Origin of the sequence: Acinetobacter sp. YH12227 (assembly GCF_013417785.1) — a bacterium.
GTDB classification, from domain to species: domain Bacteria; phylum Pseudomonadota; class Gammaproteobacteria; order Pseudomonadales; family Moraxellaceae; genus Acinetobacter; species Acinetobacter gandensis.
In genome coordinates, this window is sequence record NZ_VPDH01000101.1 from 1 (window position 1) to 9,462 (window position 9,462).

Annotated in this window: 5 protein-coding genes and 2 pseudogenes; 3 read left to right on the forward strand and 4 right to left on the reverse strand. The window is 40.3% G+C overall.

Annotation, left to right across the window (positions count from 1 at the left end):
- The first annotated feature begins 315 nt into the window (after positions 1-315).
- The 3 genes from FTV09_RS15995 (at position 316) to FTV09_RS16005 (ending at position 6,929) form a co-directional block, all read left to right on the forward strand.
- Complete coding sequence (locus tag FTV09_RS15995) at positions 316-3,192, forward strand: EAL domain-containing protein (RefSeq protein ID WP_180058873.1); 2,877 nt, start codon at positions 316-318, stop codon at positions 3,190-3,192.
- A gap of 139 nt (positions 3,193-3,331) precedes the next feature.
- Complete coding sequence (locus FTV09_RS16000; RefSeq protein WP_180058874.1) at positions 3,332-5,611, forward strand: NADP-dependent malic enzyme; 2,280 nt, start codon at positions 3,332-3,334, stop codon at positions 5,609-5,611.
- 82 nt (positions 5,612-5,693) lie between these two features.
- Positions 5,694-6,929 (forward strand): multifunctional CCA addition/repair protein, encoded by a 1,236-nt coding sequence (locus FTV09_RS16005; protein ID WP_180058875.1) that lies wholly within the window; start codon positions 5,694-5,696, stop codon positions 6,927-6,929.
- A 60-nt stretch (positions 6,930-6,989) separates the two neighbouring features.
- On the opposite strand, the gene epmA is transcribed toward FTV09_RS16005, so the two are convergent.
- The 4 genes and pseudogenes from epmA to FTV09_RS16025 form a co-directional block, all read right to left on the reverse strand.
- Complete coding sequence (epmA, locus tag FTV09_RS16010; protein ID WP_180058876.1) at positions 6,990-7,967, reverse strand: EF-P lysine aminoacylase EpmA; 978 nt, start codon at positions 7,965-7,967, stop codon at positions 6,990-6,992.
- Complete coding sequence (locus FTV09_RS16015) at positions 7,964-9,031, reverse strand: 4-phosphoerythronate dehydrogenase (RefSeq protein WP_180058877.1); 1,068 nt, start codon at positions 9,029-9,031, stop codon at positions 7,964-7,966. Before FTV09_RS16015 ends, epmA begins: the two co-directional genes overlap by 4 nt.
- 115 nt (positions 9,032-9,146) lie before the next feature.
- A pseudogene (locus tag FTV09_RS16020) lies at positions 9,147-9,335 on the reverse strand (class II aldolase/adducin family protein); the annotation flags it as partial.
- 18 nt (positions 9,336-9,353) lie between these two features.
- A pseudogene (locus tag FTV09_RS16025) lies at positions 9,354-9,462 on the reverse strand (IS701 family transposase); the annotation flags it as partial.

A 9,462-nucleotide genomic window follows, 5' to 3' on the forward strand; every position in this document is an offset into this window, starting at 1 on the left:
TGATGCCATTTTTCTTTATACTGTCACTGAGGCAGGTTGGACATTTGATTTCTAGAGTTATTTGCATTTCTCTATTTTATCAAAATTCAACCTGCTTTTTTTCAGCATACTTTTTGAAACACCACCTTTTTTTTAACTGAAGAGTTCATCAGATAGTTAATATTTAGTTCTGCAGTGCATTGCATTTTTTTTGTAACGCAATTAACCTAGATTTAATAAAAATGAATCAACAGTTACCTGAATAAACAAATAGTTGCTGGAATACTACAAATACAATGATGGTTTTGATGTACTTGGGGCAAGGTGCTTATATTCATGACATATAATCAAGATGAATATATTAAGCAGCACAATCATGCTGCACAAATTGCGAACACGCTTCGCCATAGCCGCTATTTTTTGGTTAGCATCCTTATTATTTGTCTTTATATATTCGCTATTTACCAAGTTTATTTTACTCATCAATCTTTTTATTTCAGCATTTGGTTCATTTTCACTGAAGTTTTCGTCAGCCTTTGCTGGATGATCAGTACGGTTTATTTCAAACCAGGACAATATTCGCTGCAAATTGCACATCGCTGGTTACAATTTCAATGCTTTTCTGTAGGTACGCTCATCGCAAGCGGGATCTTTTTAATCTTTTATTACCTACCCTCTAACAATGAAAATTTTCAACCGATTCAAGCCTTAACACTTTCAGCCCTCCTCCTGATTGTTACGCAAACCTTTGGCCTAACTTATTTAACACAAAAACTAAATTATTTTTGCTTAGCATTTTTACCGTCTATCGTTCCCTATTTAGTTGCACAGTTTTTCTTTTTTGACGAAACCAATCATTTATTCAATCTCAGTATTAATTTTGGCCTTATTGTCATTTTAATGTGTGCAATGACTTCTTATCGTATCCATCGTCGTGTTTCGACCCTATACGCGAAAAATAATTTATTAGTCGAAAATGCAGAGCAACAAGTCAAATGGACGGATGAACTCTGCCAACAATTACAGGACGAAGTTAATAAATCACGTGATATCGAAATGCAGTTGCAGCTCGGCAATCAACTGTTAGAGCAGAAAGTCAAAGAGCGAACGTTTGATATTGAAACTATGAACAAGGACTTAGAAAACCAACAAGAAAACCTTGTTCTTGCCCATGAAATTGCAGGCTTACGTCCTTGGGACTGGAATGTCAAAGAACGTAGAATTTCTGTGACCAATCATAAGCATGAAAAATCCTTACGCAGTTCTAAAGACCATCAAATCCAGCTTCAGCATGTCATTCATCCTGACGATGTCATGCATTTCAAAACAGAAATGACCAGACATTTGCGTGGTCTGACAGACCGATATGAAGCAACGTATCGGATTCAAAACAGCAATGGTAAATGGAACTGGGTGCATGATATAGGTCGTGTGATTACTCGTGATCCAAACAATAAAAAACCACTTCGCATGGTGGGGATTCGCCGTGATATTCACCAAGAACGTACTTCACAAGAACGCCTAAAACTAGCTGCAAGTGTACTTCAGCAAGCCGCAGAGGGAATCTTTATTCTCAATGAAGAACTTCGCTACATTGATGTCAATCCTTTCTATGAACAACTGACTGGATTTAGCCACGAGCAAATTATTGGCAAGCATTTATTTGATATTACTGCAAATTATAAATCAGCACAGCGTAGTACCCATTATTCCATTATTAAGCAAGTACTTAAAATGGGTGAATATGATGGTGAATTACATGAAAAATTCTTATCTGGTAAAGAATTAACATTGTGGATGCACATTAATGCAATTACCGATGAGCAAAACCGTGTCACCCATTATATAGGCATTGTCTCTGACTTAACTGAACGTAAGCTACAAGAACAACGTCTGTCTTATTTAGAAAACTATGACACGTTGACCGATCTACCGAATCGTTTCTACTACAATTACCAATTACATCAATATTTAGTGTCACAGCAAGATTCCATCAAGCAGTTGGCAGTTATTCGACTCAACATCGACCGTTTCCGCCCTTTAAATGAATATCTCAGCAATAATGGCGGCGATGAACTATTGCGCCAAGTAGCACAGCGTTTACGCCTAACCAATGCGGAAGCACTATTTGTTGCCCATCTAAATGGCGATGATTTTGCAATTGTATATGAGATGTCACATATTCGACCTTCGGTACAAGAACACTGTGAGCGCTTAACCAAAGCATTCAGTCTGCCTTTTAATATTTTTGGGCAAGATCATGTGATCACATTATCTATTGGTGTAGCTTTCTACCCCGAACATGGCCGACAGCTCGACTATCTAAACAACTGTGCAGAACAAGCACTCAGTGAGGCCAAAAACTTAGGTGGTAATACCATCCGTTATTATTCAAATGAAAATACGGCCCTACTCGAACAAGGTATCTTCCTTGAACGCGATTTACGTAAAGCAATTCAAAACAATGAATTAGTGGTTTATTACCAACCTAAAATTAATTTTAGAAATAAAGATATTTATGGTTTTGAAGCTTTAGTACGTTGGAATCATCCTGAAAAAGGACTTATACCACCCGGCCTTTTCATTCCGCTTGCTGAACAAACCAGTTTAATTTCAGATATTGGTCGAATTGTGCTGCAAAAAACAGCAAAACAAATCCGTCTCTGGAATAATTTAGGCTATAACAACATCTGTGTTTCAGTAAATATTGTGGCGCAGCAAATTCGTCGTGGCCAGTTACTAAACGATTTGGATCAAGCAATTGACGACAATCAAATTGATGGCTCGAGTTTGGAATTAGAAATTACCGAATCTTCACTAATTGAAAACTCAGATTCAGTACGTAACTTACTTGACGAAATTAAGAAACGTAAAATTAATATCTCTTTGGATGACTTTGGTACTGGTTACTCTTCACTGTCCTATTTAGCTGATTTTCCAATTGATATTTTAAAAATTGACCGTAGTTTTGTCTCTAAAATTGGAGAAAATAAGCAACAAGCAATTGTCAGCGCCATGATTGCTATGGGTAAAGCGATGGGCATGACAGTAGTTGCTGAAGGGATTGAAACAGAACAACAAATGCTGTATTTGCAAGATTTAGACTGTGATATTGCACAAGGTTATTTATTCTCAAAACCTCTGCCACAAGAAGAAGCCACTATCTTCCTCGAAAACAACATTAGTGCACCGACTTATACATACTTAATCTAAGTTAGTCGCTAGAACCAATAAGAATGTCTGAAAAACACACGTGTTCGACTGTCCCAATAAGACAACTAATGATATATTCAAGCTGATAAAGCAACCATATCCAGGCCCACTGGATAAACAAAACACAATCGAGATACAGATGGACGATCAATCTTTAAAACAGCAGGCTTTGTATTATCACGAATTTCCAACACCGGGGAAAATCAGCGTTACACCAAGCAAACAATTGGTCAACCAACACGATTTAGCCCTCGCATACTCGCCTGGTGTCGCTGCACCTTGTTTAGAAATTGAACGTGACCCATCTACTGCTGCACTTTACACAGCGCGCGGTAATCTTGTTGCAGTAGTCAGTAACGGTACAGCCGTACTTGGCTTAGGTAACATCGGTCCATTGGCGTCTAAACCTGTAATGGAAGGTAAAGGCGTACTATTCAAAAAATTCGCTGGTGTCGATGTATTTGACATCGAAATTGCTGAAAACGATCCAGACAAAATCGTAGATATCGTTGCAGCTTTAGAACCAACTTTTGGTGGTATCAACCTTGAAGACATCAAGGCCCCAGAATGTTTCTACATCGAGCAAAAACTTCGTGAACGCATGAACATTCCTGTGTTCCATGACGACCAACACGGTACTTCAATCATCGTTGGTTCTGCATTGTTAAATGCCTTACAACTCAACGGCAAAAAAATTGAAGAAATCAAAATTATTGCTTCAGGTGCTGGTGCTGCTGCACTTTCATGTTTAAATCTACTTTGTGCTTTAGGTGCAAAGAAAGAAAACATTATTGTTGCGGACTCACGCGGCCTACTGACCACTAAACGTGAAGGTTTGGACGAATCTAAAAAAGCATATGTACAAGACATTGAAGGCACTCAACTTGCCGATGTCATGGAAGGTGCTGACATGTTCTTGGGCCTTTCTGCTGCTGGCATTTTGACCAAAGAAATGGTTAAAGTGATGGCCAAAGATCCAATCATCTTTGCCCTTGCCAATCCAGATCCAGAAATTGTGCCTGAACACGCACACGAAGCGCGCTCAGATGTAATTATGGCAACAGGTCGCTCAGATTATCCAAACCAAGTAAACAACGCGCTTTGCTTCCCTTATATTTTCCGTGGTGCACTCGATGTTGGTGCTACGACAATTAATGAAGAGATGAAGATCGCTTGTGTGCATGCTATTGCACGTATGGCACACGTTGAAGCAGATGCTGCATCTTATGGTGAAAAATCTGCCTCATTTGGTCGTGATTACTTAATCCCTCGCCCACTTGATCAACGCTTAATTCTTGAAATTGCACCTGCCATTGCACAAGCAGCTATGGATTCAGGTGTTGCTACACGCCCAATCCAAGATTTCTCTGCATATCGTCAACGTTTGTCTGAGTTTGTATATAACTCTGCATTTATGATGAAACCGATTTTTGCACAAGCGAAAACGGATCCTAAACGTATTGCATACGCTGAAGGTGAAGATCTACGTGTACTTCGTGCGGTTCAGATTGCAGTAGATGAAGGTTTAGCTAAACCTATTCTTGTAGGTCGCCCTGCTGTTATTGAAGCAAACATCAAGAAACTAGGTTTACGTCTTGAAGATGGTGTGAACATCACTATCGTTGACCAAGAGAAAAACCCAGACTATGACAAGTTTGCTGATGACTACTATAAAATCATGCAACGCAAAGGGGTTACACCTGAATATGCGCAGCGTGAAGCTCGTCGTCGTTCGACTTTAATTGCTTCTATGTTGGTTCGTCATGGCATTGCTGATGGTATGCTTTGTGGTACGTACTCAAGCTACGATATCCATTTAGACTTCGTAAGTAATGTAATTGGTTTAAAAGAAGGTCGTAATAACTTCTTTACGCTAAATGCACTGATGCTTGAAGATCGTAACTTGTTTATTGCGGATACCTACATCAACCGTAATCCAACCGCTGAACAATTAGCTGAAATGACTATTTTGGCTGCAGAAGAAGTGCGTCGTTTTGGTATTACTCCACGTGTCGCGTTACTTTCTCACTCAAGTTTTGGTTCTGATCAAACAGACCCAAGTGCGCAAAAAATGCGTAAGGTGTTCGACATTTTGTCAGAAATTGCACCGGAGCTTGAAGTTGAAGGTGAAATGCATGGTGATGCAGCCCTGGATGAAAATATTCGTCAATTTGCATTCCCGAATTCACGTTTCAAAGGTTCTGCAAACTTATTAATTATGCCTAACCTTGATGCAGCGAACATTTCATTTAACTTGTTGAAATCAACATCAGGTAGCAATGTAACGATTGGTCCAATTCTACTTGGTGCTGCTAAACCTGTTCATATTTTAACTCCGACAACAACAACACGTCGTTTGGTGAATATGACAGCATTAACCGTTGCAGAGATCCAAGAAAACGAAAAATTAGCCCTCTAATTTAAGTTTAATGGATCACACTTTGTGACTTGAGAAAACCTCTGTTCTGTAGCATGATGGCGATAAGAATAGAGGTTTTTTCATGCAAGTTTATTTAGTAGGCGGCGCAGTTCGAGATCACTTGCTCGGACACCCCTATCACGAGAAAGATTATGTAGTCGTCGGTGCAACGCCGGAACAATTACTTGCTCAAGGTTATCAACCTGTGGGTAAAGATTTCCCTGTTTTTCTTCATCCAGAGACCAAAGACGAATATGCCTTAGCCCGTACAGAACGTAAGTCTGGACATGGGTATCATGGCTTTGAATTTTATACCGACGTCAATGTCACACTCGAACAAGATCTCATTCGACGTGACCTCACGATCAATGCGATTGCTATGGATGATGCAGGTCAGATTTATGATCCCTACCATGGTCAACAAGATTTAGAGCGACGCATCCTTCGCCATGTGTCTGATGCCTTCGTCGAAGATCCTTTGCGAGTTCTGCGGATTGCACGTTTTGCGGCACGTTATAAAGCTTTAGGTTTTAAAGTGGCTGATGAAACACTGGAACTGATGCATGAGCTTGCTCAATCTGGTGAGCTTGAAGCCCTCACACCTGAACGCGTATGGAAGGAAACCTCTCGTGCGTTAATGGAAGACCATGCAGATGAATATTTTGAAGTCTTACGAGCCTGTGGTGCTTTAAAAGTCTTATTCCCTGAAATTGATGCGTTATACGGTATTCCACAGCGTCCTGAATATCACCCTGAAATTGACTGTGGTATTCATACCATGATGTCGTTGCAGCAAGCCTGTCGTGCCAATTATTCTTTGGATGTTCGTTTTGCTGTACTGGTACACGACTTGGGCAAAGCACTCACTCCAGTAGATGAGTTACCGCGCCATATCATGCATGAAGAACGTGGGGTAAAACCGGTTACCGAAGTCTGTGACCGTATGCGTGTACCCACAAATACCAAGCAATTGGCCATTTCCGTATGTAAAGAGCATTTAAAATGCCATCAAGCCCTGAGCTTAAAACCGGGGACATTGTGGCGTCTGTTACAACGTATGGATGTGCTACGCCGTCCTGAACGCGTTGAAGCCTTTGTACAAGCCTGTGAATGTGATTCACGTGGTCGTTTGGGACTTGAAGATCGAGCTTATCCGCAAGCACAGTATGTGCTCGATGCAATGAATGTCGTACGGAGTATTAAAGCAGCAGATTTACCACCGGACATATCAGGCCCTGATATTGGCGAAATGCTGATTGAACGACGTATTCAAGCTATTGCCGCACTTAAAACGAATCAATATACAATGGACGTATAAATTGATTTAAAAAAAGCACCCTCAGGTGCTTTTTTTAAATATCGTCTAATAACAACGCTGTTATGAAATATCCGCTGGGAACGTGATGACCTTGTCTAAGCGCAATTGTTCAGTTGCTGTCATTAACAATCGATCTATACCCAGTGCAATGCCTGCACACTCTGACATGTGGGGCAACGCCGCAAGTAAATATTCATCAATTGGCATGATATGTAAACCAAGCCTTTCACGTTCAGCATTGTCGGCTTCAAACCGACTGCGTAAAACATCAGCATCGATTAACTCGTCATAAGCATTGGCAAGCTCTAAACCTTCTATATACAACTCAAATCGCGCTGCAACTAACTCCCCATCGTCATCAACACGTGTTTTCGCAAGTGATGCCATTTCGGGTGGGAAATCTGTTAAGAATACTGGGGTATCAAAGCCTAGACTTGGTTCAACGAAATGTGAGAACAATAGATCAATATAACCAAGACGTTCATCACCTAAATCTAAACTCAAGCCAACACGACGGCTGCAATCTTTTAATTCTTGTACAGTCGCCTGTAATGGGTTCAAGTCCAAACGATCCATAAAAGCATGCTTATAACTTAAGATTGTTGGACGTACTTCACCAAAACGCTGTTTTAGCACAACATTGAGTAAGTCAGCCACTTCAAACATTAAGTCTTTTAAACTAAATCCTGGACGATACCATTCCAACATAGTGAATTCGCTATTGTGCTTACGCCCATGCTCATCGTCACGAAATACTTTACAGATTTGGTAAATTGGACCACTCCCACTGGCTAGCAGGCGCTTCATGGCGAATTCAGGTGATGTTTGCAAATAATGTGTTTGAGCACTGCCCTGTATATGACGCAGTGCTTGTACTGAGGCCAAATGAACATCAGTCACACCTGCTTGTGACAACACAGGTGTTTCCACTTCGAGTACATCACGTTCTGCAAAAAACTGACGAATTTGTGCATACATTTTGGCACGTGCACGCAATGTATTAACATCACAGGTCGGCTGATAACGGACATCACTCATGCTGCTGGGCCTCCATGCGCAGCCCATTCACGGCGTAAAGGATAGGTTTTACGTAAATAATCAAACGCTTTTTGATCCACCTTGCCATCTTTTAGGCAGGTACGTAAGTTGGCATCATCACGAGCAATGTCATAAATTTGATGTAAATAGACTTTAAGCGTTTGTTTTAAATCATGCTGAGCAAAATATTGTTCACCTACAGGTAACTGCGTTTCAAAGGCTTTATCGCTTTGAAACGAAAAGGTTTTGCAAAATGCTTCATAAATCATTTGCGTACCACGGGCTTTTCCCTCCAAGCTATAACCTGCGATATGCGGCGTCACCAAAGTAATAAGATTAAGTAACGTTTCTGAAATTTCAGGCTCATGTTCAAATACGTCTAATACCACTTTACGCCCAGTACTTTGAATATCAGCAATTAAAGCAGCTTCTTCAACCACTGAGCCACGTGCAGAATTAATCAAAATAGCTGATGGCTTCATGGTAGCGAAGGCTTCAGAATTGATGAGATGATAGGTCGGATGCGCGCCAGTTTTGGTTAAAGGTACATGCGTCGAAATTGCATCGGCCTGAGCCAGTAATTCTTCCAATTCAACTTGTTGTACATGATCTCGTTGAACAAATGGATCATAGCCAATCACATTCCAACCTAATATTTGCGCCATAACGGCTAAACGTGAACCAACATTACCTAAACCAATGATGCCTAGAGTAAACTTCTGATTTGCATCAAGTACAGTTGGCTCTAAGTGTAACAGTGCCGTAATTACATACTCTGCAACAGCTTGTGCATTACAGCCTGCTGCATTCGACCATGCAATGCCTTGCTGCTCTAATGCAGAAATATCTAAATGATCTGTTCCAATCGTAGCACTACCGACAAATTTGAGTGCGGTCTGTTGAATTAAGTCTGCATTTACCTGAGTCACTGATCGTACCAACAATGCATCGGCTTCTTTGACATCTGCATGGGTCAATGTTCGACCTGCAGCTTGCTTTATTTCACCAAATTCGGAAAAAAAATACTCAGTAAATGCCAGATTTTCATCTGCAACGATTTTCATAGTTCATCTCATAGTTCCACTATGAACATGATAACGCGTTGCTCAAGCCATGACTATTCTTCTGCACACAAGGCATAGCGCCATTTTTTTATAAGCTAAATGATAGAAAATTATATTAACGACAATAATCTGACTGCTGATCTTCAATTAAAGACAAGGCCGCCTGCCAAGCCGCTTGAATAATGGGTTCAGCCATTGGGCTCTCAAATTGCTGAACGGTATATTCACAAATAGTTGTTTTCGGAAAATGTAAATTACCACCACTCATTGCTTTAACCTGTATTTGACAAGCACGTTCTAAAAAATTAGGACTTACGCACTATTATTTATAGATTCTCTGTGGTAGCAGATGATTTTTATCGAGAATAAAGTCATCAATGAAGTTTTTGATAACTGGTCTAAATAATTTCTTCTGCCAACGATATACATTT

Bases quoted from the DNA above. Each gene is read 5' to 3' on its own strand.
- FTV09_RS15995 (WP_180058873.1), top strand. From the start codon at position 316: ATGACATATAATCAAGATGAATATATTAAGCAGCACAATCATGCTGCA.
- FTV09_RS16000 (WP_180058874.1), top strand. From the start codon at position 3,332: ATGGACGATCAATCTTTAAAACAGCAGGCTTTGTATTATCACGAATTT.
- FTV09_RS16005 (WP_180058875.1), top strand. From the start codon at position 5,694: ATGCAAGTTTATTTAGTAGGCGGCGCAGTTCGAGATCACTTGCTCGGA.
- epmA (WP_180058876.1), bottom strand. From the start codon at position 7,967: ATGAGTGATGTCCGTTATCAGCCGACCTGTGATGTTAATACATTGCGT.
- FTV09_RS16015 (WP_180058877.1), bottom strand. From the start codon at position 9,031: ATGAAAATCGTTGCAGATGAAAATCTGGCATTTACTGAGTATTTTTTT.